The 26,527-nt window shown below is 45.2% G+C and carries 29 protein-coding genes; all 29 read left to right on the plus strand.

The genetic code is table 11. The annotated features are described in order from the left end of the window. The first annotated feature begins 117 nt into the window (after positions 1-117). The 29 genes from fliF (at position 118) to MKX75_RS10965 (ending at position 26,518) form a co-directional block, all read left to right on the plus strand. Entirely contained in the window at positions 118-1,701 is a 1,584-nt protein-coding gene (gene fliF, locus MKX75_RS10825) for a flagellar basal-body MS-ring/collar protein FliF (RefSeq protein WP_339169595.1), read from the plus strand. 11 nt (positions 1,702-1,712) lie between these two features. After that, positions 1,713-2,729 carry a flagellar motor switch protein FliG gene (gene fliG, locus MKX75_RS10830; RefSeq protein ID WP_047842476.1) on the plus strand — a complete coding sequence of 339 codons (1,017 nt, stop codon included), beginning with the start codon at positions 1,713-1,715 and terminating at the stop codon, positions 2,727-2,729. Continuing rightward, entirely contained in the window at positions 2,722-3,585 is an 864-nt protein-coding gene (locus MKX75_RS10835; protein ID WP_076330666.1) for a FliH/SctL family protein, read from the plus strand. Before fliG ends, MKX75_RS10835 begins: the two co-directional genes overlap by 8 nt. Further along, positions 3,572-4,891: a flagellar protein export ATPase FliI gene (fliI, locus tag MKX75_RS10840; protein ID WP_036609365.1), complete on the plus strand. Its 1,320-nt coding sequence runs from the start codon at positions 3,572-3,574 to the stop codon at positions 4,889-4,891. The genes MKX75_RS10835 and fliI overlap by 14 nt, the downstream gene beginning before the upstream one ends. Before the next feature lie 11 nt (positions 4,892-4,902). Then, positions 4,903-5,355, plus strand: a complete 453-nt coding sequence (gene fliJ / locus MKX75_RS10845; protein ID WP_062833792.1) for a flagellar export protein FliJ — start codon at positions 4,903-4,905, stop codon at positions 5,353-5,355. A 43-nt stretch (positions 5,356-5,398) separates the two neighbouring features. Beyond that, positions 5,399-6,340: a DUF4088 family protein gene (locus MKX75_RS10850; protein WP_062833793.1), complete on the plus strand. Its 942-nt coding sequence runs from the start codon at positions 5,399-5,401 to the stop codon at positions 6,338-6,340. A gap of 40 nt (positions 6,341-6,380) precedes the next feature. Next, the gene (locus tag MKX75_RS10855) at positions 6,381-7,772 is read left to right on the plus strand and encodes a flagellar hook-length control protein FliK (protein WP_076330667.1); all 1,392 of its coding nucleotides are present in this window, start codon (positions 6,381-6,383) and stop codon (positions 7,770-7,772) included. 19 nt (positions 7,773-7,791) lie between these two features. Continuing rightward, positions 7,792-8,349: a flagellar hook capping FlgD N-terminal domain-containing protein gene (locus MKX75_RS10860; RefSeq protein WP_076330668.1), complete on the plus strand. Its 558-nt coding sequence runs from the start codon at positions 7,792-7,794 to the stop codon at positions 8,347-8,349. Continuing rightward, positions 8,346-8,729 carry a TIGR02530 family flagellar biosynthesis protein gene (locus MKX75_RS10865; RefSeq protein ID WP_076330669.1) on the plus strand — a complete coding sequence of 128 codons (384 nt, stop codon included), beginning with the start codon at positions 8,346-8,348 and terminating at the stop codon, positions 8,727-8,729. The genes MKX75_RS10860 and MKX75_RS10865 overlap by 4 nt, the downstream gene beginning before the upstream one ends. Positions 8,730-8,811: 82 nt before the next feature. After that, positions 8,812-9,627: a flagellar basal body rod protein FlgG gene (flgG, locus tag MKX75_RS10870; protein ID WP_062833797.1), complete on the plus strand. Its 816-nt coding sequence runs from the start codon at positions 8,812-8,814 to the stop codon at positions 9,625-9,627. A 67-nt stretch (positions 9,628-9,694) separates the two neighbouring features. Beyond that, positions 9,695-9,916: a flagellar FlbD family protein gene (locus tag MKX75_RS10875; RefSeq protein ID WP_024630220.1), complete on the plus strand. Its 222-nt coding sequence runs from the start codon at positions 9,695-9,697 to the stop codon at positions 9,914-9,916. Continuing rightward, the gene (locus MKX75_RS10880; protein WP_076330670.1) at positions 9,916-10,377 is read left to right on the plus strand and encodes a flagellar basal body-associated FliL family protein; all 462 of its coding nucleotides are present in this window, start codon (positions 9,916-9,918) and stop codon (positions 10,375-10,377) included. The genes MKX75_RS10875 and MKX75_RS10880 overlap by 1 nt, the downstream gene beginning before the upstream one ends. A 40-nt stretch (positions 10,378-10,417) precedes the next feature. Further along, complete coding sequence (gene fliM / locus MKX75_RS10885; RefSeq protein WP_076330671.1) at positions 10,418-11,416, plus strand: flagellar motor switch protein FliM; 999 nt, start codon at positions 10,418-10,420, stop codon at positions 11,414-11,416. Then, positions 11,406-12,680, plus strand: coding sequence for a flagellar motor switch phosphatase FliY (gene fliY / locus MKX75_RS10890; RefSeq protein ID WP_076330672.1), 1,275 nt, complete (start codon positions 11,406-11,408; stop codon positions 12,678-12,680). The genes fliM and fliY overlap by 11 nt, the downstream gene beginning before the upstream one ends. Positions 12,681-12,708: 28 nt before the next feature. After that, a complete protein-coding gene (locus MKX75_RS10895) occupies positions 12,709-13,074 on the plus strand; it encodes a response regulator (RefSeq protein ID WP_017689175.1) in 366 nt (121 codons plus the stop codon). Between the two features lie 11 nt (positions 13,075-13,085). Further along, positions 13,086-13,622 (plus strand): flagellar biosynthetic protein FliO, encoded by a 537-nt coding sequence (locus MKX75_RS10900; protein WP_175623671.1) that lies wholly within the window; start codon positions 13,086-13,088, stop codon positions 13,620-13,622. Further along, complete coding sequence (gene fliP / locus MKX75_RS10905; protein ID WP_076330674.1) at positions 13,619-14,374, plus strand: flagellar type III secretion system pore protein FliP; 756 nt, start codon at positions 13,619-13,621, stop codon at positions 14,372-14,374. Before MKX75_RS10900 ends, fliP begins: the two co-directional genes overlap by 4 nt. A gap of 25 nt (positions 14,375-14,399) precedes the next feature. Continuing rightward, the gene (gene fliQ / locus MKX75_RS10910; RefSeq protein ID WP_076330675.1) at positions 14,400-14,669 is read left to right on the plus strand and encodes a flagellar biosynthesis protein FliQ; all 270 of its coding nucleotides are present in this window, start codon (positions 14,400-14,402) and stop codon (positions 14,667-14,669) included. 10 nt (positions 14,670-14,679) lie between these two features. Then, on the plus strand, positions 14,680-15,468 hold the full coding sequence (gene fliR, locus MKX75_RS10915; RefSeq protein WP_076330676.1) for a flagellar biosynthetic protein FliR: 789 nt from the start codon (positions 14,680-14,682) through the stop codon (positions 15,466-15,468). Next, positions 15,465-16,574: a flagellar biosynthesis protein FlhB gene (gene flhB / locus MKX75_RS10920; RefSeq protein ID WP_076330677.1), complete on the plus strand. Its 1,110-nt coding sequence runs from the start codon at positions 15,465-15,467 to the stop codon at positions 16,572-16,574. Before fliR ends, flhB begins: the two co-directional genes overlap by 4 nt. Before the next feature lie 25 nt (positions 16,575-16,599). Then, positions 16,600-18,633 carry a flagellar biosynthesis protein FlhA gene (flhA, locus tag MKX75_RS10925; RefSeq protein WP_062833806.1) on the plus strand — a complete coding sequence of 678 codons (2,034 nt, stop codon included), beginning with the start codon at positions 16,600-16,602 and terminating at the stop codon, positions 18,631-18,633. Further along, positions 18,630-19,982 carry a flagellar biosynthesis protein FlhF gene (flhF, locus tag MKX75_RS10930; RefSeq protein WP_339169601.1) on the plus strand — a complete coding sequence of 451 codons (1,353 nt, stop codon included), beginning with the start codon at positions 18,630-18,632 and terminating at the stop codon, positions 19,980-19,982. Before flhA ends, flhF begins: the two co-directional genes overlap by 4 nt. Next, on the plus strand, positions 19,979-20,866 hold the full coding sequence (locus MKX75_RS10935) for a MinD/ParA family protein (protein ID WP_339169602.1): 888 nt from the start codon (positions 19,979-19,981) through the stop codon (positions 20,864-20,866). The genes flhF and MKX75_RS10935 overlap by 4 nt, the downstream gene beginning before the upstream one ends. 32 nt (positions 20,867-20,898) lie before the next feature. Then, the gene (cheB, locus tag MKX75_RS10940) at positions 20,899-22,341 is read left to right on the plus strand and encodes a chemotaxis-specific protein-glutamate methyltransferase CheB (protein WP_145146932.1); all 1,443 of its coding nucleotides are present in this window, start codon (positions 20,899-20,901) and stop codon (positions 22,339-22,341) included. 32 nt (positions 22,342-22,373) lie between these two features. Continuing rightward, on the plus strand, positions 22,374-24,446 hold the full coding sequence (locus tag MKX75_RS10945; RefSeq protein WP_339169603.1) for a chemotaxis protein CheA: 2,073 nt from the start codon (positions 22,374-22,376) through the stop codon (positions 24,444-24,446). 41 nt (positions 24,447-24,487) lie between these two features. Then, positions 24,488-24,949 (plus strand): chemotaxis protein CheW, encoded by a 462-nt coding sequence (locus MKX75_RS10950; protein WP_062833811.1) that lies wholly within the window; start codon positions 24,488-24,490, stop codon positions 24,947-24,949. Positions 24,950-24,959: 10 nt separating this feature from the next. Next, positions 24,960-25,580: a chemotaxis protein CheC gene (locus MKX75_RS10955; RefSeq protein ID WP_139331862.1), complete on the plus strand. Its 621-nt coding sequence runs from the start codon at positions 24,960-24,962 to the stop codon at positions 25,578-25,580. After that, a complete protein-coding gene (locus tag MKX75_RS10960) occupies positions 25,573-26,070 on the plus strand; it encodes a chemotaxis protein CheD (RefSeq protein WP_062833813.1) in 498 nt (165 codons plus the stop codon). Before MKX75_RS10955 ends, MKX75_RS10960 begins: the two co-directional genes overlap by 8 nt. A 4-nt stretch (positions 26,071-26,074) precedes the next feature. Next, complete coding sequence (locus tag MKX75_RS10965; RefSeq protein WP_062833814.1) at positions 26,075-26,518, plus strand: hypothetical protein; 444 nt, start codon at positions 26,075-26,077, stop codon at positions 26,516-26,518. The last annotated feature ends 9 nt before the right edge of the window (positions 26,519-26,527 follow it).

Here is a 26,527-nt window from a genome sequence, read left to right on the forward strand (position 1 = left end):
GGCAATAGCGCTGATCATTACAACAAGCAGCTGCGATGCTGCTCCTGATCGTAGACCTATGGAACGGCTAGGGCTGCGTAAGGACAGACTAAGCAAAGTTTCGGATGGGGTGACAGAGTGAATGAGAGAATCGCCCAGTACAGGGATAAGGCATCCCAGTATTGGAATAGTTTTAGCAAAAAGCAAAAAGTATTATTTATATCCACCTTCCTGTTTCTGATTTTGGCTGCAGTTGTACTCACGATGCAATTGTCCAAGACCGAATATGAAGTTGCGTTCACAGACTTGAATGCAAGTGATTCAGCAGGCGTTATCAGTTATCTAGATTCATCTAGTATTCCATACAAATTAAGTTCGGATGGCAAGACGATATCCGTGCCAAGCACGAGTGTTGCGATTGCAAAAGTGAATGTCGGATCTCAAGGGATTATTCAGAATGGTTCATTGGGATATAAGTCATTCGAGGAATCATCATCCCCGATCGGGATGACGGATAAAGAGTTTGATGTAAAGTACAACAATGCTTTAAACGGAGAAGTTGAACAGTTGCTTCAGCGGATGCAAGGGATACAGGATGCCAAAGTGCTGGTCAATATGCCGAAAGATAATATCTTTGCTGGTTTAGAAGAACAGGATAAAGCATCAGCGTCGGTAGCTCTCCAATTTAAACCGGGTTATCACCCAAATCAGGCAGCGGTAGATGGATACTTTAACTTGGTTAAAACCGCAATTCCTAATCTGCCTATTGAGAACATTACGATTACCAATACGGATGAAGCAGAACTGATTCCAACTGCCCGAGGTGGTAGTGGCGGGTTGTCTTCTGAAGTTCAAGAAAACATGGCATTACAGAAAAAGTTTGAAAACGATGTTCGTAATAACGTGAAGCAATTTCTTTCTCAAATTGTAGGCGAAGACAAGGTCAATGTTTTGGTAGCCTCCAAGCTTAATTTTGACAAAGAAACACGTAAAGAAAATCTGGTCACACCCGTTGACGTAGAGAACATGAAAGGCATCGAGATCAGTGTGCAGGAGATTCAGAAGAGCTACACTGGTGCAAGCAACCCAACAGGTGGTGTTGCTGGTACAGGGCAAGAGGAAGTTCCGGGTTATCCATCAGCTGATGGAGCAGGGAATTCCACCTCGGAAGAATCATCAAGCACTATAAACTACGATGTTAATCGCATTGCCAAGGATATTATTTCCAGTCCTTATACTGTAAAAGATTTAACCATTAACGTTGCAGTTGAACCACCAAATGGAGAAACAGAATTACAGGGGCCAGTTCAGGACGCAATTGAGAACATTTTGGTTAACATTGTTCGCGCTTCATTGGCAGACTCAGGTACCGTAATAAGTGACGCCGATCTGATAAAGAAAGTTTCAGTCATGTCACAAGGGTTCCAGACTGCCTCCGCAGACAATACGGGCTTCCAGCTATCCTCAACGATGATGTGGGGCGGAGGCGCACTCATAGCAGCATTGATCGCAGCGGTTGTTATTTTGTTAGTACGCCGTCGCCGCAAACAAAACGAAGAAGAAGAAGAAGAGATTCCTCTTCCAATAGCAACAGAGTTCCCGTCCATTACGCTGGACAGTGTAACGAACGAAAGTCAGGTGCGCAAACAATTGGAGAGTTTGGCCAAGAAAAAGCCAGACGAATTCGTCAATCTGCTGCGTACATGGCTGGCTGACGAATAGAGGTGAACGCAGTGGCAAAGGCAAGCAGTCAAGGGCTGACTGGCAGACAAAAAGCAGCAATATTGTTGATTACATTAGGTCCGGAAGTTTCGGCACAGATATTCAAACATCTGCGGGATGAGGAAATCGAGCAACTCACGTTGGAGATTGCCAACGTTCGCAAAGTTGATTCTTCCGAAAAGGACATGATCATGGCCGAGTTTCACCAGATCTGTCTGGCGCAGGAATATATCTCTCAGGGCGGTATCAATTATGCGAGAGAAATCCTGGAGAAAGCTTTGGGTTCTTCCAAAGCACTTGAAGTTATTAATCGTTTAACAGCTACATTGCAGGTCAGACCGTTTGATTTTGCACGCAAAGCGGATCCCAATCAGATTTTGAACTTTATTCAGAATGAAAGTCCGCAAACAATCGCGCTGGTTCTGTCTTATCTCCAGTTCGAACAGGCTGCAGCGATTCTGTCATCGTTGCCTCAAGAGAAGCAGGCAGATGTCGCTCGCCGCGTTGCAGTTATGGATAGTACTTCGCCAGAAGTTATCTCTCAAGTGGAGCGGGTTCTGGAACAAAAGCTATCTTCTACCGTAACGCAGGATTACACGAATGCGGGTGGTATCGAATCGATCGTTCAGATTTTGAACGGAGTGGATCGTGGTACAGAGCGTACCATTTTGGACTCACTCGAAATTCAGGATCCAGAGCTTGCTGAGGAGATCAAAAAACGCATGTTTGTATTCGAAGATATCGTCAATGTGGATGATCGTTCGATTCAGCGTATTATTCGGGATATCGACAACGCAGATCTACAACTCGCACTCAAAGTGGCAAGCGAAGAAGTTCGGGATGCCGTGTTCCGGAATATGTCGAAACGGATGTCAGAGACATTCAAAGAAGAGATGGAGTTCATGGGACCTGTGCGGTTGCGTGATGTTGAGGAAGCTCAAACACGCATTGTAGGAACGATACGCAGATTGGAAGAAGCCGGTGAGATCATTATCGCACGCGGTGGAGGAGATGATATCATTGTCTAATTTGATTAAATCTTTCCAGTATGTACCTGTTGATGACCGCAAAAGACTTGAAAATCATCATCATTATGGTGGTACTGAGGAGTCTGAAACGGAGTTAAATGGTGAAAGTGCTGAAGGTTCTGAAACAGAAACGCTTCAAGCACGCGTGGACGAAGAAACACAACGTCTTACCGCAGAGATGCTGGAAGATGCCAAGGAGTTTGCAGAAAAGCAAGTACGTGAAGCTTCAGAAGAGGCAGAGCGCATGCTTCAAGAAGCCCGTGAACAGATCGATACCTGGTGGCAGGAACAAAGACAACAGGATGAACATCTGACCGAAGCACTTCGTTCACAAGGTTTCCAACAGGGTTTTGAAGAAGGCAAAGTACAGGCTGAACTGGATCTCCAGGTGCAGATCGAAAAGATGATGAAGGAAGCTCAGGAAGTGCTTCAGGAGGCTTATGTAGCAAAAGATCAGATTATTCAGGAAGCCGAACCATTTCTTGTTGATCTCGCTTGCGGGATTGCTGAGAAAGTCATTGATAAACAACTTACCATTGAACCCGATCACACCTTGGAACTGATTCGTCAGAGTTTGTCACGTAAACGGGAACAAGGCTTGATCACACTGTGTGTGGCTCCTGATCAATTTACATTTGTACAGGCAGCTCGCGAAGAACTGTCTCTGTCCATTGACTCTCAGGCAGAATTGCAGATTTTGCCTGATTCAACGGTCAAAGATAAGGGATGTGTCATCCGTTCTTCGTTCGGAAGTGTAGATGCGAGAATTGACACACAGCTTGCTGAGATAAAAAAAGAACTGGTCCGCATAGCACTTGAGGATGAGGAGCGAAAAAATCAACATGAAGGTTCTTAGTTCACAGCGATATATGGAACATTTGCGGCAATTTGATCCCGTGCGCATTAACGGCAAGGTTACTCAGGTCATTGGCCTTATGGTTGAGTCCGAAGGGCCGGATGCAAGTATCGGTGATGTATGTTACATCTACCCTGGTAAGTCGGCCAAGCCTCTCCAGGCTGAAGTCGTTGGGTTTCGAGATAACAAAGTGCTGCTTATGCCACTGGGTGAACTGCAATCCATAGGTCCTGGTTGCGATGTAGTGGGTACGGGTAAACCACTCGGTGTTCAGGTAGGCTCTGAATTGCTCGGTAAAGTCCTGGACGGACTAGGACAACCGCTAGACGGTTCCCTCCTGCCATCCAGAATGCCGATGTACTCTACATCCAATACACCTGTCAATCCAATGGATCGTCCACGTGTACTTGAAACGATGGGTGTTGGTGTAAGAGCTATTGATGGATTGTTGACCGTAGGTAAGGGACAGCGTGTAGGTATTTTTGCCGGTTCAGGTGTTGGTAAGAGTACATTGATGGGCATGATCGCCCGTAATACAGCGGCGGATGTCAATGTTATCGCACTTGTAGGTGAGCGTGGACGTGAGGTTCGCGACTTTATTGAACGGGATCTGGGTCCGGAAGGACTGGAACGCTCCGTAGTCATTGTTGCAACATCAGATCAACCTGCCCTGATTCGGATCAAGGGGGCGGTTATTGCAACCACCATTGCAGAGTATTTCCGGGACCGTGGAATGAACGTGATGCTGATGATGGACTCGGTTACCCGATATGCGATGGCACAAAGGGAAGTTGGTTTGGCCGTAGGTGAACCTCCGGCAATGAGAGGATATACTCCATCGGTATTTGCAAGTTTGCCCAAACTGCTTGAACGGGCGGGTACAGGGCCTACGGGCTCGATTACAGCCTTTTACACTGTTCTGGTTGATGGGGATGACATGAACGAACCGATCGCGGATGCGGTGAGGGGTATCTTGGATGGCCACATAGTGTTAAACCGGTCCATTGCGAATAAAGGTCATTTTCCTGCGATCGATGTGTTGGCCAGCATAAGTCGTGTCATGAAGGATATTGCCCCGGAAGAGCAGCTGGAAGCCGTCAATAATATGAAACGTTTGATGGCTGTCTACAAAGAGTCAGAAGATTTGATCAATATTGGAGCTTACCAGCGGGGATCAAATGCAGCGATAGATGAATCGATAGATCAGATTGATAGCATATGGAACTTTACAAAGCAGAAAGTCGACGAGAAAGTCACCTTAAGTGAAGTACAGGAACGTTTGATTCTTGAATTTGCAAGGAGATGAATGGGTAAACGATGAAATTTCGATATCATTTCCAGAAAGTTGTTGACCTGAAGAGTAATGAGAAAACACAGGCAGAGTGGATGTTATCCACAGCGATCGGTAAACTTCAGACGGAGGAAGAACATCTGATACAACTTCTTAATGATAGAAGTAATCTGGTCGGCATTATCCAATCTGCTACGGAAAATACAGCGTCTGTGAACAGTCTGCAGGAGATGCAGCGTTATGTACATCACCTTGACGAGTGCATTTCACGCAAAAACAGTGATGTTAAACATGCTCAGGTCAATGTGCAACGGAATCAGACCTTTCTAAACGGTAAGATGATTGACGAAAAAGTATGGCTTGGAGCGAGAGACAAGGCGAAAATCAAATTTCAGCAGGAGATGCTCCTCCGGGAACAGAACGATCTGGACGAGATGGCTACTGTACGCTTCGCTGCCAAAGCCGGACGCGCGAATTGATGTGAGCCGGACGCGAAGTTGTCTCGCGAAGGAGGAATGAACGATGGCTGTTAAAGATGATAGCGACATGGAAAAAGAGTCGGGAGGCGGTTGGGAAAAATTTCTCATGATTTCAATCCCGATTGTATTCACCGTAGTATTGCTAGGCGTATTGCTTACGCTTTTTAATGTAGATATTCGTAACAATTTATTTGAATTTGCCAACAAGATTCCGGTAGTTAAGGAATGGGTACCTGATCCTGTGCTGGACCCGGAGAAAGAGAAGCTGGAGAAGAGCGAGCAGCAAGTTGAAAGTGCTGAAGCGACAATCGAAAAGCTGAAGTCCCAAGTAACCGCCAAAGAAACAGAGCTCAAGGCAGCACAGGAAGCGACAACAACTGAAGCGAAGAAAGCGACGGACCTTCAGAAGAAGTTGGATGATGCAGAAAAAGCTGCTGAAACCGCTACGGCGGCAACACCGGAAACGGAATCTGATTATCAGAAGCAGATCAAAGATTTGGCTAAAATGTATGCTGACATGAGCCCAAGCAAAGCCGCACCGATTTTGCAAAATATGACGAATGAGGAAATGGTACTTTTGTTGAATGCCATGCAATCATCTGCTCGGACCAAGGTGCTTGAAAAGATGGACCCGAAAACAGCCGCCGATGTCACCATGATGATGAAGGATGCCAAACCGTCCGGAGATCTGGCACTGGATGCGCTGCAATCCAGATTGAAGAAAGAAACCGAAGCAACCTCAACTGCAGCAACAACGACGAGCAAAAACCTGGATAAAAACCAGCTGAGTCAAACATTTGCTTCCATGTCTGCTTCAAGTGGTGCCAAGCTTCTATTGGAAACATACAAGTTAAGTCCTGATAAAACATTGACGATCCTGAATTCAGTAGACGATGCGACACGCTCTCAATTGCTTGAAAACATGTCTTCTGAGGATTCGGTAGAAACTGCAAAGATTTTGAACAGATTAATGGGTAACAAGTAGTTCTGATTAAACTGATGGAACCGAGAGGAGGTGAAAATAAATGTCGATCGTGTATCAAATGACATCCACAGCATCTGCAAAAACCGCAGGAACTGGTCAGACGACTGGAGCACAATCAAAAGGTTCAGCTGCAGGTGCTGTTAGTGGTGAATTTCTGCAAACTCTTGCACAGTCATTATCCGGAGGATCTACAGAAGGTGATAGCTCAAGCGCTACTGGAAGCTTAACAGCTAATCCATTGGTATTTACCTTTGCCTCAAGTGAAGACGGGGAAGCGACCTCAATCACAGATATACTGAATTCGTTGTTCGCGGATTTGGAATCTCTTGACGAAGCTTTGGAAAATGATCCAACGCTACTTGCAGGCTTGCAGACTCTAATTCAACAGATGTATACACAACTAAATGATGCTTCTGGTACTAATGCAGAAGGTTCTGACGAGTCTTCGGATGGAGCTGGCAGTGCCAATACAGTACCTGCAATTGAACTCTCACAGCATCCGGCAGCAGTACGTTTTGTTTTGCAGGATATGCTTACACAATTAGTAGCTGCAATGAATGAACCAGAGAGTACTGTTGCGAAGAACGCTCCCGAATTCAAGCATCTGCTACAATCTCTGCAGAGTCAGCTTCAAGAGACTGGAGTGGATACCACTAGCAACAAAGGATGGACTGAACTGAAATCCATACTGGATACATTGGCTGCAGTTAAGGATCAGGCTGTACAAGTCGCTCCAACGACTTCACTTCAAGCGACCAAACAGGATTCAGTCGTACCACAGGTTCTTGTTGCGGCAGCGGCTAATGCTGGAATTCAGGTGAAAGGTGACACGGAGGCGACATCTGCTTCAAATGCAGGTGCAGAAGTGGATCACTCAACCATCATTACTGCAGGAGAGCTATCGTTGCGTACATCAGGTACAACAGCAGGAAAACCCGCTGAACCTGTAATGCAAACATCACAGTTTGCCAAAGAAATGACACAGTTTGTTGTCAGCAAGCTGGATATTGTACAGCAAAAGGGATTTTCTGAGGCGACCATCTCACTTCGTCCTGAGCATCTAGGGAAGCTGGATGTACAGATTATTTTGCAAAACGGGCAATTGGTTGCACGGTTTATGACAGAACATACGATGGCCAAAGACATGCTTGAACAACAAATGATGCAGCTCCGTTCTTCACTTCAAGCTCAGGGAATTCAAGTAGAACGACTTGAGGTTACGCAGAACAGCTCAATTGGATCACAGATGTATCAGGATGGAGGCCGTCAGCCGGGAAGTAACTCTCAGCAACAGCGTCGTTCACGTGAGCGTGAGGAACAATCGGATGATGCTATAGCTACAGCAGGTATTCAAGAAGAATTGCGTAATTGGCGTAGCGAGCAAGTCGAAGGAAATGAATTACAAAGAGATACGTTTAGTGCAAAGGCTTAAACAGAAATGAGGTGAGCAAATGGCTAATGAAATTGTTTCAACCAATAATACCTGGCCGAACTATTCGGCAGCTAATAAAGCAACCACTAGCGCTGCAACAAAAGAATTGGGTAAAGATCAGTTTCTAAAAATCCTGATTACCCAGCTGCAAAACCAAGACCCGATGCAGCCGATGGAGGATAAGGAATTTATCGCTCAAATGGCACAGTTCAGCTCAGTGGAACAATTGGTCAATATCTCGACTCAACTTAAAACGTTGAATCAGTCACTCGGTGCTGTATCTGGCATGATTGGTATGGAGGTAAGTTGGCTTTCTTCTAATAAAGAGGATAACGGAACTCTTCGACAGGGTATCGTGGATTCCATCATTGTAAGAGATAGCGTTCAATACGCGAAAGTGGGCAATGACGAGATTAAGCTGGATGAGATTATTCAGGTGAATTATCCAAAACAGGCAGAAGAGAATCAAACTCCGGTAGAGAACGTTCAGAATGTAACTCCTGAATCGAACGAGAGCCAGGAAGCTGAATCAGCTGCGGAAACGGGTGGTACAGAAGATAGCGGTAAGACGATATGAGTGATCGCATGACGGTTGGACAATTATATGCAGGCCCGATTACTCCGAATATGCTTCAAAGACCCAAAACGGGAGAAGCCTCGGCTGTACCCGAAAAGCCTTTTGCGAAGGTCCTGGAAGATAATCTTCTAAAGTTGAGCAATCATGCTGCCAAGCGATTGGAACAGCGTGGTATTGAACTCAAAACGGAGCAAATGGAACAGATTGGTTCTGCTTTGGACAAAGCTGCTGCCAAGGGAGCCAAAGAGTCATTGATTTTGATGCAGGATATGGCTTTTATCGTCAATGTCAAAAATCGTACAGTGGTTACCGCTATGGATAGTGAAAGCATGAAGAATAATGTGTTCACTCAGATTGATAGTGCCGTAATCATTTCTTGACCGGCTGGCCCTTCTCGGGAGCCGGAATGCCGCTGACCGACTGATGCGGTAACCAAATGAAGACTGGGAGGATTTTTAAAAAATGTTGAAATCAATGTACTCAGGCGTTTCCGGGATGCGGGGTTTTCAAACCAAACTCGACGTAATTGGTAACAATATTGCGAACGTAAACACGGTTGGCTTCAAAGGCAGTCGGGTTATGTTCAAGGATATTATGAGCCAAACTACGGCAGGGGTTACTGCCCCTGGCGATGCATCTGGTGGTGTTAATGCGAAACAAATCGGTCTTGGTGTAACAGTAGGTTCAATTGATACGCTACATCTGGCAGGTAGCCCCATGACAACGAATAATCCAACAGATCTTCGGATTAATGGAGATGGATTCTTCCTTGTACGTTTGAGTGAAGATCAAGAAGTACCTTACCTGACTCGTGCGGGGGATTTCCATGTGGATGCTGCGCGTAACCTTTTGACATCGGATGGATTGTTTGTTCTGGATAACGGTGGTGGAAATATTACTATTCCAGACGACGTTGTTTCCTTCACCATTGGTCAGGATGGAACGATTAACCAGACCATGGCAGACGGAACCATCGAAGCGGGTCCGCAGATTGGCATAGGTAAAGTTGTCAATCCGGAAGGTCTTGAGAAAATTGGGGGCAACTTGTACCGTATGACAGCGAACGCGAATCCGGATGGGGCACTTGAACCATTGACAGCGAACAGTGCTGAGGACGGAACAGGAGCAATCATTGCCGGACAGCTCGAAATGTCTAATGTGGATCTGACTGGAGAGTTTACTGAAATGATCGTAGCTCAGCGTGGATTCCAGGCGAACTCACGGATCATTACAACGTCGGATGAAATACTTCAGGAAGTTGTTAACCTGAAACGTTAATAGCTGATTGGTGATTTTTAAAATGTGGAGGAGCTTGCTCCTCCCACTCTGATCGAGGGGGCTTAGCATGATTTCGGTTACGCGGTTAAATGGTTCTCCCATGTGGTTAAATGCGCTGATGGTTGAGATTGTGGAAGAGACGCCGGACACGTATATTACTCTGGTAACTGGAAAGAGACTGATTGTGCTTGAGAAAGCCGATGAAGTTATTTCCAAAATTAAAGATTACAACCGTGAAATCGGGGTTCAGGCAGCCACTATCAAAGTGCAGCAAACGGAGGAATCCTGATGAAAAAGATGATGCCCTGGCTTGCAACGATGTTGCTGGCAATAACACTCATTGTGGTGGTTGTGTTTGTATTTATGCAAGGACAGAATGGGAATAAGAATGACACACATACTGCTGCAGCTTCTGAAGCCAAGAGGATGACTGCGGATGAGATTGTAGAAGTTTCCTCAGAGCTTGGAGAAATTAAAACCAACTTGGCTGATACAGATCATGTTGTAGTTGTCAGCTTCTCCTTCAAGTTGTCAGACAAAACAGCCAAAGAAGATTTTGAGAAAATTAAAGAAATTACAGTGAAGCCTATTATCATTCAGACATTTGCGGATACCAAGTCTGAGGAGCTGGCTACAGCGAAGGGCCGAGTACAATTTAATGAGAGATTGACTGGACTCATTAATGAAGCTTTACCTGAAGGTAAGTTGAGCAGCACTAGTTTTTCAGCTTTTGTGATGGCACCGATGTAAATGAACAGAACACGCTGTAGACCTGTAAGGGGGTGAGAACATGGTGGATGTATTATCACAAAATGAGATTGACGCCCTATTAGCAGCCCTTTCTTCTGGTGAAATGGACGCAGAAGAATTGAAGAAGGAAGAAACTCAGAAGAAAATTAGATCGTATGATTTTAAGCGGGCAGTACGTTTTTCCAAAGACCATATTCGAAGCTTGACTCGTATTCACGAAAACTTTGCACGCTTTCTCACCACTTATTTTTCAGCCCAACTGCGGACGTTCGTTCAAATCAATGTCGTTCAGGTCGAACAGTTGCCTTATGATGAGTTTATCCGTTCTATTCCTAAGATGACGATATTGAACATTTTTGAAGCGGAGCCACTACAGGGAAGAATGGTGATGGAAGTCCATCCGAACGTGGGATATGCGATGTTGGATCGCCTGCTTGGTGGAACCGGAAGTGCTCCGACCAAGATCGCATCGATGACGGAGATTGAGACGACTATCATGGAGCGGATATTCAGCCGTGCATTTGAAAGTTTGCAAGAAGCATGGAAGACTGTGTTGGATATTTCCCCAAGGATGGAAGCGCTGGAGACCAATCCGCAATTTATGCAGATTGTATCTCCCAATGAGACCATTGCTCTGATCTCGCTCAGTACCAAAATTGGTGACACGACAGGCATGATCAATCTATGTATTCCGCATGTCGTTCTTGAACCTATTATGTCACGGTTGTCAACTCATCAGTGGTTTGTTTCAGAGAAGAAAACGAGAGCGCCGGAAGAATATGAAGCTCTAAGAGAACGTGTGAACAAAGCCAAATTACCCATCGTTGCGGAATTGGGAGAATCCAGAATTTCAATTGCAGAATTTTTGGGCCTGTCCGTTGGTGATGTCATTACGTTGAACAAACCAGTTGATGAGGGACTTTCCATTAAAGTGGGTGACAAACTGAAATACATGGGCAGTCCGGGAACAATCAAAGACCGTGTGGCTGTGCAAATAGACGAGATTGTCACCGAAGGAGTTGAAGAATTTGACGAGTAAGGATTATTTATCCCAAGAAGAAATCGATGCTTTGCTCAGGCAATCGGAATCGATAAATAGCTCGGAACCTGCTGAGAAGACGGTTGATGATTTTTTGACCGAGCTGGAGCAGGATGCCTTGGGGGAGATTGGCAACATCACATTTGGTAGCGCGGCAACAGCTTTGTCCACGCTATTGGGCCTAAAAGTAGATATTACAACACCTAAGGTTTCCATCATTAGTCGAACACAGTTTGAAGAAGCTTTTCCTAAACCGCATGTTGCCGTTCATGTGAATTACGTGGATGGATTCGAAGGCATTAACTCGCTTGTTATCAAGAAGAGAGATGCTCAAGTCATCGCTGATTTGATGTTGGGTGGCGAAGGAAATCCGGCAGATGAAGAACTGAATGAAATCCATATTAGTGCCGTACAGGAAGCGATGAACCAGATGATGGGTTCCTCTGCTACTTCTATGTCCACGATCTTTAACCGTTTTGTGAATATTTCCCCACCGGGAATCGATATTCTCAATTTGGAGAGTGGTGAGGGCGTAAGTAACCTTCCAGAAGATGAGACGCTGATTCAAGTTTCATTTCGTCTGTTAATCGGGGATCTGATCGATTCCAATCTGATGCAGTTGCTTCCAGTACATTTTGCCAAAAACATGGTAGACATGCTGATTGGAGGCGCTCAGGAGTCAACTGCAAGCGCACCGGTGGCATCAACACCTGAACCTGCACCAGCAGCTGTACCAGCAACGCCACCACCCGTTGCGGAGCAACCACCCGTTCAGCACCAACAGGCTCCACAGGCTCCACAACAGCCTGCTCAGGACTACAACGGGTATGGACAAGCTCCAATGGGTATGCCGCAAGGAATGCCGCCACAGCAGCCGTATGGCATGCCGCCGCAGCAACCTTATGGTGCACCTCAACATTACGGTGGAATGCCAAATAGGAATGTTAACGTACAGCCAGTTCAATTCGCCAATTTGCAAAATGGGGCGTATGGTCAGGTAGACGAAAACAATTTGAATTTATTGATGGACATTCCCCTTAAAGTCACCGTAGAATTAGGAAGGACCCAGAAGCAAATTAAAGATATTTTGGAACTGTCACAGGGTTCGATTGTCGAACTGGATAAGTTAGCCGGTGAACCTGTCGATATTTTGGTGAATAACAAACTGATCGCCAAGGGAGAAGTTGTCGTTATTGACGAAAACTTTGGTGTTCGTGTTATAGATATCGTTAGCCAATGGGACCGAATTCAGAAATTACAATAAGCACAATTTAGGGAGGACTTGAATCAAGATGGCAAACCGAATTTTAGTCGTAGACGACGCTGCATTTATGAGAATGATGATCCGGGACATTTTGTCCAAAAATGGGTATGAGGTTGTTGGTGAGGCACAGGATGGCTCACAAGCAATTGAGAAATTTAAAGAGCTTCGTCCGGATCTGATCACAATGGATATCACGATGCCTGAGATGGATGGTATTGCAGCTTTGAAAGAAATCAAAAAGATTGATGCTAACGCAAAAGTGATTATGTGCTCTGCGATGGGTCAACAAGCGATGGTAATCGACGCTATTCAAGCAGGTGCCAAAGATTTCATCGTTAAACCTTTCCAATCTGACCGGGTTATCGAAGCAATTAGCAAGACACTGGGCGTTTAAGAGACATGATGATGGCTCAGGGTGATTTTCCAGAAGGAGCTGGCGCGGGAGCCAATTATTATTTACAGCTTGTATGGGTGATTGTTGTCCTGGCCGTCATCCTGGTCCTTATTGTTTATCTGATCCGGTTTTTAAACAAACGGAATCAGCAAATGTTCCGGGACGGCACAATTCGTACTCTGGGCGGGGTTGGACTGGGACAAAATAAGTCGCTGCAAATTATAGAAATTGGTGGGAGTGTATATCTGCTTGGTGTAGGTGAAGACATCCAGTTGATAGATAAGGTCTCGGATCCGGAAGAGGCGCAAAGAATCATTGACTCATTCGAACGAGATGCTGCTGCACAACAAGGGAATCTCTCGCCTCTCATCGCCAAACTCACAAAACGCTTCCGTAAAGATGAACCGCCGCGGGAAATGGAACTGGAGGACACAACTTCTTTTCACGAAATGTTTGAATCCAAACTTCGGCAGATGCCTAACCGTAAAGAGAAGATGGAGAAGCTCCTGGATAAAGACAATACTACAGATCGGTCGAGGGATTCATGAAGAAAAAGATTTGGTTAGCGTGTTGTTTAATGGGACTTATCAGTCTGGCATCTGTCACGGTTGCCTTTGCCGAACCGATCCCGAATATTGATATTCAAATCGGAAACGGTGACGGAGGCACACCAAGCACGAGTTCACTGTCCATTATTCTGTTAATTACGGTGCTTAGCATTGCACCAGCAATGCTTGTACTGATGACCAGTTTTACTCGAATTGTCATTGTACTCGGTTTTGTACGTACATCTCTGGGTACACAACAAATGCCGCCCAATCAGGTGCTGGTAGGTTTGGCGCTATTTCTGACACTTTTCATTATGTCGCCGACGTTGTCTTCCATAAATCAGGTAGCGCTTCAGCCCTATCTCCAGGGAGACCTTACGCAAACCGAGGCACTTGAAAAAGCAGCGGATCCCATAAAGAAATTTATGTTTACTCACACCAGAGAAAAAGATCTGTTGCTATTTATGAAGTACAATCAGACTGAACAGCCAAATACCTACCAGGATATTCCGATTACTGTTATGGTGCCGGCATATGTAATCAGTGAGTTGAAGACAGCATTCCAGATGGGGTTTATGATTTTCATTCCGTTTCTGGTGATAGACATTGTTGTCGCGAGTACACTCATGGCAATGGGGATGATGATGCTTCCGCCAGTCATGATCTCATTACCTTTCAAAATACTGCTCTTTGTCCTTGTGGACGGGTGGTATCTGGTAGTCAAGTCACTGTTGCTGAGTTTTAATACTTGATCCGGAAAGTTAAAGGAGGACGGTCATGACTTCGGAATTTATTATAGGTCTGGCCGGGAAAGCGGTATACACGTCATTGCTGGCCAGCGCACCCATGCTTATACTAGCTCTGGTTGTAGGACTTGCAATCAGTATTTTTCAGGCCACCACTCAAATACAGGAACAAACATTAGCTTTTGTGCCCAAGATTGTTGCAGTGCTTCTGGCAGTGCTTTTGTTTGGACCTTGGATCTTGAATATATTGGTCGATTTCACGTACAACATTCTCGATAATTTATACAGATACATAGGGTAGGCTTTAGCAGATGGAGACATTATTGCAAAGTTTCCCTGTCGCTCTGCTTATGTTTTGTCGAATCACATCATTTTTTGTAACTGCACCGATTTTTTCGGCTCGAAATGTACCGGCTTCAATCAAAATTGGGTTGTCTGCTTTTGTCACATTGACTGTTTATCTGATATATGGGATAAACCAGACCGTACCTACAGATCTGAGTTATATTTTGCTCATCATCAGAGAGATTTTGATTGGTTTGCTCTTGGGGTTTGTTGCGTACCTATTGATGACGGCTGTACAGACAGCAGGTGCTTTCATTGATATTCAAATCGGTTTTGGTATTGCGAACGTTTATGATCCGATGACAGGCGCTTCAGCACCGCTCACAGGTAACTTCAAATATGCTTTCGCAGTACTCTTATTTCTAACCATGAATGGTCATCATTATCTGCTGGATGCCCTCATATACAGTTATCGCTGGATCCCGTTGTCAAATGCATTTTTTCTAAGGTTGGCCGATGGGAGTATTGCTGAATTTTTGATTCGTACGTTAGGAGAATCATTCATGCTTGCTTTTCAGATGGCGGCACCAATGGTAGTTGCTTTGTTTTTGACGGATGTAGGATTAGGATTTTTGGCAAAAACGGCTCCTCAATTTAATGTGTTTGCTGTCGGAATGCCGCTTAAAGTGCTCGTCGGGCTTGCTATTTTGCTTTTGCTGGTTCCCAGCTTCGCCTTTGTATTTGGTCAATTGTTCGAAGTAATGTTCAGATCCATGGAAAAATTGCTTGGGACCATTGGGCAAAGGCCGGGATGAGTGAAACGGAGGACAAGATTCGAATGAAACTTCAACTCGACCTCCAGTTGTTTTCAGGGGAAAAGACGGAGAAAGCTACCCCGAAAAAGAGACAGGATACACGTAAAAAGGGACAAGTTGTCAAAAGCATGGAGATATCCGGTGCCTCAATCCTCTTGTTCACCTTTTTAATCATGATGGTTTTCAGTGATTTCTACAAGGAGCGTACGGTTCGACTCTTCACGGATATCTTCATCAATCGGTTGAGCATGGAAGTCACCGATGAAAATGTAATGTCGCTCATGATGCGATACGGTGTAGAAGTAATGTTGTTGCTTGCTCCTGTTCTGCTGGGTGTGGCATTAGTTGCTTTGATCGTTAACTACATGCAGGTAGGTTTTCTACTTGTAGGTGAAGGCCTGAAGCCGAAACTGGAGAAGTTGAATCCCATTAAGGGATTCAAAAATATTTTTTCTCTTCGTTCTTTAGTTGAATTTGCTAAGTCCATTTTGAAGATGACCATCATCGGCTATCTTGTGTTTAGCACGATTACAAGTTACCAGTCCGATATTGCATCGCTTTCTCATTTTTCAATGGATGCTATTTTACATTTTGCTGCTTCAATCACTTTAAGTCTTGGAGTCAAAATTGCCGTAGCTTTGTTGGTACTTGCTATATTTGATTACATGTACCAGAAGTATGATTATGAGAAGAATATCCGAATGTCCAAGCAAGATATCAAGGACGAGTATAAGAAAATGGAAGGTGACCCGCTGATCAAAGGTAAAATCCGGGAACGCCAGCGTCGTATGGCTATGCAGCGAATGATGCAGGAAGTACCGAATGCAGATGTAATCATTACGAACCCGACCCACTTTGCGGTTGCGCTAAAGTATGAAGGTTCCGAGATGGAGGCACCGCAGATTATTGCCAAAGGTCAGGATTATGTCGCTTTGCGTATAAAGGAAATTGCCAAAGAGCACGGTGTTATTACGATGGAAAACAAGCCGCTGGCACGGGCATTGTTCCAGAGAGCCGAGATTGGTGATGCCATACCGGCCGATTTGTTTCAAGCGGTAGCTGAAGTGCTGGCTTATGTATATAAACTAAAGGGCAGAACGAAATAAAAGGGGATCGGAGGCCGTACATTCATTGAAAACAAAAGATTTAGCTGTCCTTGCGGGTATTATCGGCATTGTGTTGATGATGATTCTCCCGATCCCAATCTGGTTATTGGATATGTTGCTCGTCGTCAATATTTCAATTGCACTGATGATACTCCTTGTTGCCATGAACAGCAAAGAAGCGTTGCAGTTTTCCATTTTTCCAGCTTTGCTGCTGATCACCACACTGTTCCGGCTGGCACTAAACATTTCGACAACCAAGCTAATCCTTGGTGAAGGGGATGCTGGAGCCGTTGTTGCTACCTTTGGTAGTTGGATTGCCGGAGGGCAAATTGCGATTGGATTTATCGTGTTTTTGATCTTGGTTGTCGTTCAGTTTATCGTTATTACCAAGGGTTCGGAGCGTGTAGCTGAAGTTGCTGCTCGATTTACCCTCGATGCGATGCCTGGTAAACAAATGAGTATCGATGCGGATCTGAATGCGGGTCTGATCAACGAGCAACAAGCTCGTGAGCGTCGTTCCAAAATTGAACGCGAAGCCGATTTTTATGGAGCAATGGATGGAGCAAGTAAGTTCGTAAAAGGAGATGCCATTGCAAGTATTATCATCCTCCTGATCAATCTGATTGGTGGATTCATCATCGGGATGACTGTGCATGGTCTTGATTTTGCTGAGTCACTTGCCACGTATTCCGTTTTAACTATAGGAGATGGATTGGTTAGCCAGATTCCTGCTCTTCTTATTTCAACGGCAGCAGGTCTCATCGTTACAAGAGCATCATCTGAAGGAAACTTGGCAGAGGATATTACGGGGCAACTGTTTACATATCCAATACTCATTTATATTGTAGCTTTCGTTATTGCCATGCTGGGTTTCTTCACACCTATTCATGTTATTACTACGCTTCCGTTGGCAGGCGTGCTGGCATTTGCCGCATGGCGAATGCAGAATAATTTGAATTTGAAACAGGAAGCGGAAGAACAGCTGGAAGAAGAACAGCAGATTGAAGAGGTCAGAAGTCCTGAAAGTGTAATTAACTTGCTCCAGGTTGACCCTATTGAGTTTGAATTTGGTTATGGTTTAATCCCGCTGGCTGATAATCAGCAGGGTGGGGACTTATTGGATCGAATCATTATGATTCGGAGGCAGTGTGCTCTTGAACTGGGATTGGTTGTTCCGGTCATACGGATACGAGATAATATCCAGCTCAGACCTAATGAGTATGTTATCAAAATCAAAGGTAACGTAGTAGGCGGCGGAGAACTGTTGTTGAATCACTACCTTGCCATGAGTCCAGGCTATGATGAGGAGTCCGTGACAGGTATTGAAACCACAGAGCCTGCTTTTGGACTTCCAGCACTGTGGATTGACGAAGTAACCAAAGACAGAGCGGAACTTGCAGGGTATACGGTCGTAGATCCGCCATCCGTTGTGGCGACACATCTGACGGAACTGATTAAGAAACATGCGCATGAGTTACTTGGAAGACAAGAGACGAAAGCACTTGTGGATAATCTGAGAGAGAACTATTCTGCACTGGTGGATGAACTGATCCCTTCTCTACTTTCCATTGGTGATGTGCAGAAAGTGCTTGCCAAGTTATTGCGTGAGAAAATATCTATTCGTGATATGGTTACCATCTTCGAGACACTTGCTGACTATGGTACGTATACGAAAGATCCTGATGTTCTGACTGAATACGTTAGACAATCCCTCTCACGTCAGATTACTCAGCAGTTTTCACAAAAAGGTGAGACACTTCGAGTGATTACGGTTGGACCTGGTCTTGAGAAGAAAATTGCTGAAAGTGTGCAACAATCGGATCAAGGTAGCTATCTTGCGTTAGACCCTGTATCTACACAAAGTGTGTATCAGAAGCTGAGTGAACAAGTGAACCGTTTGATTCAATCAGGTCAACAACCAGTTGTATTAACTTCTCCAACTATTCGGATGTATCTGCGTCAGGTTATTGAACGTACTATGCAGGACATTCCTGTACTTTCCTACAGCGAATTGGAGCCGAATGTTGAAATTCAAAGTATCGGGGTGGTGAACTTATGAGAGTAAAACAATACGTTGTTGAGACCATGCCCGAAGCTATGCTTCAAATTCGCAAAGACCTGGGAAGTGATGCCGTCATTCTGTCCACTAAAGAGATCAAGGTGGGCGGTGTGATGGGAATGTTCCGCAAAAAAAGGATCGAAGTTGTAGCTGCAGTGGATAAGGAAGAAAACAAGCAAACGACGAAGCCAGTACAAAATCAATTCACACCTGTACCTCGTGCATTTGTACCTGAGGCCTATCGGCAAACAGCTCGTTCGTTTGTTGCGACTTCGGATGAGTCGGCTACAACGAATATAGCTGATCAAAGTGCACAGGAAACATCTGCGGCTGCGCCGTCTATGGTTGAATTGAGTAAGCTCGGTTCAATCATAGACAGCGGCTCAGGTTCTTCGAGCACGGATCATAAACCGCGACCGCAAGGGGCGGATTTTTCGGGTTCAACAACTGCGACGAAGCAAACTGTCTCAGACCTGCAGCAGGACAAGTTGATGACTGAATTGCAGGATCTTAAACACATGGTGACCAAGCTTTCAAAGCAAGGTACTTCTGCGGATGCTGTGCCAGAGGAACTGCATACGATCCGAGAACGTTTGACAGAACAAGAGGTTTGGCCTGAAGTGTGGGAATCCTGGTTTGATTTAATACAAGCAAAATGGTCTGAGGATGGATCGAAGGAACAGGATATAGAACAAGCTGTAAAACTTGAGGTCGTGCACTTCTTGGAAGAACGTATTGACGAAGGCATTCTTCCTACCACTCGAATCGTTTATGTAGCTGGACCAACCGGTGTAGGGAAAACCACGACAATTGCGAAATTGGCGGCCGAACAAATGTTCAAAAAACAACGTAAAGTTGGATTCATTACATCTGATACGTATCGGATCTCGGCGGTAGAACAGCTTAGAACGTATGCATCTATACTCAATGTTCCACTTGAGGTGGTACAATCGCCCGGTGATACACAACGTGCCATTTCTCGATTAGAGCATTGTGACCTGATCTTTATGGACACAGCAGGTAGAAACTACAGAAATGAATTACTTGTCTCGGAACTGCAAAGTTTGCTTGCTCCTGTCGAGAATAGTGAAACCTTTTTGGTCATGAGCATGACTTCCAAAAGTGCGGATATGGTTCAGATCACAGAACATTTCAGTAAATATGGCCTGGATAAGGTGATTTTCACCAAAATGGATGAAACTGGGAGCTGCGGTCCGCTATTTAACCTGTTGCATCGTTTTCCACTCAAGCTTGCGTATGTGGCAAACGGACAAAATGTTCCAGACGATTTGTTGAAGCCGGATGCAGATTCGCTGTCTAAACAGTTGCTGGGAGAATGGACACAATGAAGGATCAGGCAGCTTCACTTCGAAGTATGGTCTCGGCGCCATTGGAAATGGAAGGCATTGAGCGAGATATCCGTTCCTCTAAAATCATTACTGTAGCTAGTGGTAAGGGAGGTGTTGGGAAATCCAATTTCACACTGAACTTTGCACTGGCATTACAGGCTTTAGGGAAAAAGGTACTGGTGTTTGATGCTGATATTGGAATGGCTAATATCGATGTTCTTATGGGTACGTCTTCATCCTATAATCTTTACCACCTGTTGTACCGACAAAAATCCATAAGGGAGATCATACAACTGGGTGCCAGCGGCTTGCCTTACATTGCTGGAGGATCAGGTATGAAAGAACTATTTTTATTGTCTGACCGTGATCTGGAGTTCTTCGCCAGTCAAGTGGAGGATATTGCTCAGGAAATGGACTATGTCATTTTCGATACAGGGGCAGGTCTTTCCAGAGAGAATATGACGTTTATCGGTGCTGCCGATGAATGCCTGATTATAACCACACCTGAACCGACTTCAATAACCGATGCTTATGCTTTAGTCAAAGTTATGCACGGCCAGGAAAATGCTACCCCCTTTCGGATGATCGTTAACCGGGTGGAAGACGAACGGGAAGCTGAACGGGTGGCAGATAAAATAGCTGGAGTGGCGAGGCGGTTTTTGCAGACGGATATTCCGCTACTTGGGTATATTTCTGAAGACGCACAGGTAGTCAAGGCAGTTAAAAGACAAATGCCCTACAGTCTGGCGTATCCCAATGCCAAAGCCTCCAAGGATATAGAGAAACTTGCTCTTCGTTATTTGGCTGTACCTGCAACTCCGGAGTCCGGAACCTTGACAGGAATCAGGGGATTTATGAATAAGTGGCTTAAACGAACAACATGATTTCTGAATAAAGGAAACAGGGGTGACACAACATGGCGGTGTATCAAGTATTGGTTGTCGATGATTCCGCTTTTATGCGTAAGATTGTTACGGATTTAATTGAAGCGGATTCGGAATTTAAGGTAACGGCAACGGCATCAAATGGTAGGGAAGCTATTCAAAAATCGCTAGAATTGAAACCGGATATTATCACAATGGACGTTGAGATGCCCGAAATGAATGGGTTGGACGCATTAAAATCAATTATGAAGGAATCCTTCGTTCCTGTGATTATGTTATCTGGTATCAATGAACAAGGCATGAAAGAAACCATTATGGCGCTTGAAGCAGGGGCATTTGACTTCATTCGCAAACCATCCATTGTACATGACCAGGATATCGCTCAAGTTGGTAAAGCCTTGGTTGAGCGCATGCGTGCTGCGATGAATGAGATCAAACGAAAAGCTGATCGTGATTTATCCATGAAAAACAGAGACATGTTGCGAGGAACGGTTGCTCCCCCAACTCAGCCAGTGCAGAAAGAAATGCCAGCCAGGGATCGAGTGGAGCCTGTGAAAAAAACGATCGAACCTGCTCAGACGGACCAACGCTCTATACGAGAGCGGACTGAAGTCTTTCAGGCTAAATCAAAGAAACCCATTGCGCCAATATCACCTTCGAAACCAGGCCGCGTAGAGAATAAAACAGAGCCTTTGCCGAAGTCAGAGCGTAATTCGGGGACAAATGCAGAAAAAGCAGTGAGGTCAGCTAATCCAGTACAGACTCCTAAGGAAATTCGACTACCTAATGCAGCTCGGGTGGCAGCTGATCAAATAGCAGCAACTTCTGCCTCTGCAAAAACCAAGGATTTAGCCAAATCTAATCCTGTTCCAAAAGGTGCAGGGGGCCCGGAAGGGTCGTTCAACAAGCTTGTGGCGATAGGTTGTTCTACGGGTGGCCCTAGGGCTCTCAAGACATTGCTCGAGCAGTTGCCTGCTGATTTGCCAGCACCGGTCATTATTGTGCAGCATATGCCGCCCAATTTCACCCGTTCTCTGGCTCAACGATTGAATACGTTCAGTCCCCTGCATGTGGTTGAAGCTGAAGAGGGTATGGTCCTGAAAAAAGGGACTGCTTATATAGCACCTGGCGGATTCCACGTGAAAGTTAACAAAACAGCGGACGGGAAGTTTATCGTGAAGCTGACTGAAGATCAACCAGTGAATGGACATAGACCTTCAGTGGATACAATGTTTGAGTCGCTTCTGCCGTTTACATCTTTACAAAGGCATCTTGTTTTGCTGACGGGAATGGGAAGTGATGGAGCACGTATGATGAAGAGATTATACGAAGCTGGAGTTACATCAACCTTTGCCGAGAATGAAGAAACATGTGTTGTATATGGTATGCCGCGTTCTGCTGTAGAGCTGCAATGCGTTCGTCATCTTCTGCCACTGCAGGAGATCGCGTCTAAACTTGTTCAAGCAGTGAAATAACGGAGTGTAACTCACGGAGGAGGTGCCTCACAATGGACATGAACCAATATTTATCCATGTTTATTGATGAGTCTAATGATCATCTGCAATCCCTTAACGAAAACATGCTTCAACTTGAAGGCAATCCGGAAGATCTGGGAATAGTTCAGGTCATTTTCCGTTCTGCTCATACCCTGAAGGGTATGGCGGCAACGATGGGCTTCGAAGATTTGGCATCACTGACACATAAAATGGAAAATGTGCTGGACCTGGTGCGTAATGAGAAGTTGAAAATGCAGGATTACATTTTTGATACCATGTTCAAGAGTCTGGATGCTTTGGAAACTATGGTTCAGGATATTACCGAAGGTGGACAAGGTAAAGCGGATGTGTCCGCTATCGTAGCTTCACTTCAGGCCATTGAAAATGGTGAAATGACAAGCGGAGATGCTCCTGCAACTGAAAAAAATAAACCGGCTAACGCTTCAATTGCTTCGGCTGTGGAGCTGGATGAATTCCAATATTCAGTGCTGGATCAGTCGATTGCTGAAGGACACCGTGTATTTTATGTAGATGTGCTTGTTAGTGAGCATAGCCAGTTAAAAGGTGTTCGGGCTTATATGGTCTTTGATATGCTCGAGCGTTCAGGTGAAGTCGTTAAGGCTTACCCATCCGTTCAGGATATTGAGCAGGAGAAGTTTGAGCGCAGTTTCTCGTTGTATTACATAACAACTAAAGAGGCGCACGAACTGGAAGAAGGCATCATGAGTATCTCTGAAATTGAGAGTGCAAAGCTGATCCAATTGGATCAGGAGACTCTTCAGCAGATGGCCAATCAGGTCGCAGCCACAGTTGAAGCGCCAACCGCACCGACTACTTTAGCTGAGGTTGCTTCACCGGATAAGAATGCTGCATCCAAAGAAGAATCGAAGACGGCACCAGCCAAAACAGCTGCGCCGAAACAAGCTGCTGCACCTTCACGTACCATTCGTGTCGATATTGAACGCCTCGATGTATTGATGAACTTGTTCAGTGAATTATTGATTGACCGTTCACGTCTGGAGCAACTGGCCAGTGAGACAGGCAACAATGATTTATCCGATACGGTAGCACATTTAAGCAGAGTGAGCACAGATTTGCAAAACATTGTATTGAAATTACGGATGGTTCCCGTAGATACCGTATTTAATCGTTTCCCGCGCATGATCCGTGATTTGGCTAAGACACTTGATAAAAAAATCGATCTGGTGATTACAGGTGCTGAGACGGAACTGGATCGTACCGTAATTGATGAGATTGGTGATCCGTTGGTGCATTTGCTGCGTAACGCGGTTGACCATGGTGTGGAATCCATTGCAGAGCGTATAGCTGCTGGTAAACCAGAGATGGGTACAGTAAACCTGCGCGCTTTCCACAGTGGAAATCACGTATTTATCGAGATTGAAGACGATGGTAAAGGAATTTATCGCGACAAGCTCCTGAAAACCGCGATCAAACGTGGAGTTGTAACCGAAGAACAAGGTGCCAAGATGAGCGATGATGAAGTGAATCAGCTGTTGTTTGCACCAGGTTTTAGTACTGCTGATATTATCTCGGATATCTCTGGCCGGGGCGTTGGCTTGGATGTAGTAAAATCGAAGATCACTTCGCTTGGCGGTAATGTAACGATTCATTCGACTCCAGGCAAAGGCACGAACTTCTCTGTTCAACTTCCGTTGACTCTTTCCATTATCGCTGCAATGCTTGTACGACTTGGTTCAGAGAAATATGCTGTTCCATTATCCTCCATTGTAGAGACAGCCATTGTACAGCGTGAACAGGTTCGCAATATTCACGGCAATAAAATGATCACGTTCCGTGAGTCACTGATTCCATACTTGTCCTTGAGCGAAGTGTTCTCCGTACCGGATTTCAATGATGCTGATGAGCAGGAAACAGAAATTGTCGTGATTCGCAAAGGTGACCGTCTTGCAGCTGTAGCTGTTGAGGAATTTATTGGACAGAGTGAGATTGTTCTCAAATCAATGGGAACGTATCTGCCTGCTATTGAAGGAATCTCTGGAGCAACCATACTCGGAGATGGACAAGTAGCCCTGATTCTTGATCCTAATGCATTTATTAAATAAGCATATAGCTAAGTCTTACATTTAATAGGGAGGTTTTTTACATGGAAGAAGAGTTGAAAGTCATCGTCTTTAAATTGGGTACCGAAGAGTATGGTATTGAGGTAGATAAAGTTCAGACGATTGAGCGCATGATGCCAATTACCCGTGTTCCCAAGACACTTTCTTTTGTCAAAGGAGTCATTAATCTACGCGGTGTTGTAATTCCGGTCATCGATCTACGCGGTCGTTTCTCCCTTCCTGAATCGGAGTATACGGATCAGACTCGTATTGTTATCGTTGGTGTAGACGACATGCAAGTTGGCTTTATCGTAGATTCTGCCAATGATGTTATTGATATCAAGAGCAGCGCGATCGATAGCCCACCAGAAGTGGTTGGCGGCGTCAAAGCGAGATATCTGCGTGGTGTGGCCAAATTGGAGGATTCACGCTTGCTGATCATGCTTAACCTGAACGAAGTATTAAATAAAAGCGAGATTGTACAGCTGGAAAGTGTTGAGGGCTAGTACCGTGGAGATGTTCAACCGATTTGAGGTATTCCAGATGGATGTGCTCAAAGAGGTCGGTAACATTGGAGCAGGCAACGCCGCAACGGCGTTGTCTCAACTCCTCAACAGACCGATTGACATGGGTGTACCTACAGTACAAATGCTCCCGTTTGAAGAAGTTGCCGAAAAAGTGGGCGGGGATGAACGCATCGTTGTTACCGTATTTCTTCGTGTAGAAGGGGAAGCACCGGGAAATCTTTTCTTTATGATGACACCAGAGGCTGCTAAAATGTTGTTGAATAGACTTGCCGGATTTGATTTGAAAGAAGGACTTGCTTTCACAGATATGGAGCAATCAGCGCTTTCTGAAATTGGAAATATTTTGGCTGGATCATATCTTTCTTCTTTGGCAGATTTCACGAAGTTGTCCATGTATCCAACCGTTCCTGGACTTGCCATTGATATGGCGGGTGCCATTCTGAGCTATGGCTTGCTGCAATTCGGCGAGATGGGTGACGATGCATTGTTGATTGACACATCTTTCTTTGAAGGTGAAGATCAGGTTGAGGGTCAATTTTTCCTGATTCCAGATCCGCCATCATTTGCAAAGATATTTGAATCGCTAGGGGTGCCACTGAGCCATGATTGAGGACAAAAGCGTCGTTAAAGTCGGTATGGCGGATTTAAACATCGCTCATCTTCCTGGCGTAATCCGTACGACTGGTCTGGGCTCGTGTGTGGGATTAACAATGTATGACCCACATTTGAAGCTGGCTGGAATGGCGCATGTCATGCTTCCTACTTCCGAGATTGCCCGTGAAGGGAAACTGAACACTGCCAAATATGCGGATACGGCGTTGCCTGAGCTTTTGGAAAAGATGATAAAATTAGGCGCTTCTCACTCACGTATCGTTTCTAAAATGGCCGGAGGCTCCCAGATGTTTGCCTTTGCTGGTGCTGGGGATACGATGCGCATTGGACCACGGAATGCAGATTCTTGTCGAGAGTGGCTGCAAAAACTCAAAATCCCCCTTCTTGCAGAAGATACGGGTGGTAATTATGGACGAACGATTGAAATGGATTGTGAAACTGGCCTTTTGACTATTCGAAGTGTACAAATGGGTGTAAAGGAACTATAAGACTATGATAGGAAACTACCGCATTAATCTTGGAGCAGGCATCGTTGGATTTATTCTTACTTTTTTTGTAGCATACAGCAGCAATGTGCTGACGACCAGTTTAATTCGCGGATTGATCGGATTCGTAGCCTGGTTTGTCCTTGCATATGGTTTACGCTGGGGATTGGGATTGTTGCTGAACCCTCAGGCCCAGGGAAATGGGTATGGTTATGATTCACCAAATGCTCAAGATCAAAGAGGTTCACAGGTGGACATTAAACTCGAAGACGATGGACAAGAGCTGAATGACTTGCTCAAGAGTGGACAGAACGCTTCATCTGGGGACGATCTTCCGCCATCTGAGACGAAAGCTCCAACGGGATTCGCCCCTTTGGATCCGCCTAAACTTGTCCGGACCAAGGATCCGGAGGAACTGGCGCAGGCCGTTCGTCACCTGACAGACAAATAAGGAGGGTGA

The organism is Paenibacillus sp. FSL R5-0341 (assembly GCF_037975235.1).
GTDB lineage: Bacteria > Bacillota > Bacilli > Paenibacillales > Paenibacillaceae > Paenibacillus > Paenibacillus amylolyticus_A.

Bases quoted from the DNA above. Each gene is read 5' to 3' on its own strand.
- MKX75_RS10880 (WP_076330670.1), top strand. From the start codon at position 9,916: ATGAAAAAGATGATGCCCTGGCTTGCAACGATGTTGCTGGCAATAACA.
- MKX75_RS10850 (WP_062833793.1), top strand. From the start codon at position 5,399: ATGGCTGTTAAAGATGATAGCGACATGGAAAAAGAGTCGGGAGGCGGT.
- MKX75_RS10855 (WP_076330667.1), top strand. From the start codon at position 6,381: ATGTCGATCGTGTATCAAATGACATCCACAGCATCTGCAAAAACCGCA.
- fliR (WP_076330676.1), top strand. From the start codon at position 14,680: ATGGAGACATTATTGCAAAGTTTCCCTGTCGCTCTGCTTATGTTTTGT.
- fliI (WP_036609365.1), top strand. From the start codon at position 3,572: ATGAAGGTTCTTAGTTCACAGCGATATATGGAACATTTGCGGCAATTT.
- fliJ (WP_062833792.1), top strand. From the start codon at position 4,903: ATGAAATTTCGATATCATTTCCAGAAAGTTGTTGACCTGAAGAGTAAT.
- MKX75_RS10965 (WP_062833814.1), top strand. From the start codon at position 26,075: ATGATAGGAAACTACCGCATTAATCTTGGAGCAGGCATCGTTGGATTT.
- flgG (WP_062833797.1), top strand. From the start codon at position 8,812: ATGTTGAAATCAATGTACTCAGGCGTTTCCGGGATGCGGGGTTTTCAA.
- MKX75_RS10960 (WP_062833813.1), top strand. From the start codon at position 25,573: ATGATTGAGGACAAAAGCGTCGTTAAAGTCGGTATGGCGGATTTAAAC.
- flhF (WP_339169601.1), top strand. From the start codon at position 18,630: ATGAGAGTAAAACAATACGTTGTTGAGACCATGCCCGAAGCTATGCTT.
- MKX75_RS10865 (WP_076330669.1), top strand. From the start codon at position 8,346: ATGAGTGATCGCATGACGGTTGGACAATTATATGCAGGCCCGATTACT.
- MKX75_RS10935 (WP_339169602.1), top strand. From the start codon at position 19,979: ATGAAGGATCAGGCAGCTTCACTTCGAAGTATGGTCTCGGCGCCATTG.
- MKX75_RS10900 (WP_175623671.1), top strand. From the start codon at position 13,086: ATGGCTCAGGGTGATTTTCCAGAAGGAGCTGGCGCGGGAGCCAATTAT.
- fliM (WP_076330671.1), top strand. From the start codon at position 10,418: ATGGTGGATGTATTATCACAAAATGAGATTGACGCCCTATTAGCAGCC.
- MKX75_RS10955 (WP_139331862.1), top strand. From the start codon at position 24,960: ATGTTCAACCGATTTGAGGTATTCCAGATGGATGTGCTCAAAGAGGTC.
- fliQ (WP_076330675.1), top strand. From the start codon at position 14,400: ATGACTTCGGAATTTATTATAGGTCTGGCCGGGAAAGCGGTATACACG.
- fliP (WP_076330674.1), top strand. From the start codon at position 13,619: ATGAAGAAAAAGATTTGGTTAGCGTGTTGTTTAATGGGACTTATCAGT.
- MKX75_RS10950 (WP_062833811.1), top strand. From the start codon at position 24,488: ATGGAAGAAGAGTTGAAAGTCATCGTCTTTAAATTGGGTACCGAAGAG.
- MKX75_RS10860 (WP_076330668.1), top strand. From the start codon at position 7,792: ATGGCTAATGAAATTGTTTCAACCAATAATACCTGGCCGAACTATTCG.
- flhB (WP_076330677.1), top strand. From the start codon at position 15,465: ATGAGTGAAACGGAGGACAAGATTCGAATGAAACTTCAACTCGACCTC.
- MKX75_RS10945 (WP_339169603.1), top strand. From the start codon at position 22,374: ATGGACATGAACCAATATTTATCCATGTTTATTGATGAGTCTAATGAT.
- MKX75_RS10875 (WP_024630220.1), top strand. From the start codon at position 9,695: ATGATTTCGGTTACGCGGTTAAATGGTTCTCCCATGTGGTTAAATGCG.
- MKX75_RS10895 (WP_017689175.1), top strand. From the start codon at position 12,709: ATGGCAAACCGAATTTTAGTCGTAGACGACGCTGCATTTATGAGAATG.
- cheB (WP_145146932.1), top strand. From the start codon at position 20,899: ATGGCGGTGTATCAAGTATTGGTTGTCGATGATTCCGCTTTTATGCGT.